The organism is Vibrio sp. 10N.222.55.C6 (assembly GCF_041473395.1).
Classification (GTDB): domain Bacteria; phylum Pseudomonadota; class Gammaproteobacteria; order Enterobacterales; family Vibrionaceae; genus Vibrio; species Vibrio crassostreae_C.
In genome coordinates, this window is the sequence record NZ_JBFRSD010000680.1 from 1 (window position 1) to 523 (window position 523).

At 45.5% G+C, this 523-nt stretch carries 1 pseudogene; it reads right to left on the reverse strand.

Going from position 1 to position 523, the window contains the following annotated elements:
- Positions 1-523 (reverse strand): annotated as a pseudogene (locus AB4486_RS25620) (hypothetical protein); the annotation flags it as partial.

The window sequence follows — 523 nt, forward strand, 5'->3', positions numbered from 1 at the left end:
GCGGTGAGAAGCACTTAGCTCCAAAAACAAATCAATGTATGACGTTTCATCGGTTCGCCTAACCTTGCCAGAGGTCATCCATTTATCATTGTTATTTCGAGTTTGAATTTGATGCAATACCACCGGATTAGAAGAAAAGCCAGCTCCGCCAAAATCGCTATAAAGGACTCTATCATTACTATTTGAGCCTGATTTAGCACTGGCTGCATCGGTGTTCAAATAACCCGCTATGACTTCATGGCCATTAAAATCGGCCACACCGGGCTCAATCGCAAGGTAACTGACTTCTGTTATCGGTTGGCTATCTAAATCTGAACCACCGCCATTCTTTGGCGCCTTAATCTGCTTGATGGTCGCTTCGGTTTTGCTTACCTCGGTAACCATTAACGTTGCAGGAGCATCCGCGTCAGGGGCACTTGAATCAATGGTTGGCATCACAAACACCAGTGGCGTGTTGGTATAAGACTGAGTCAGTGGGATCTTACATTCTCCACCAGAGCACTGAACGATACCAAATTCATAC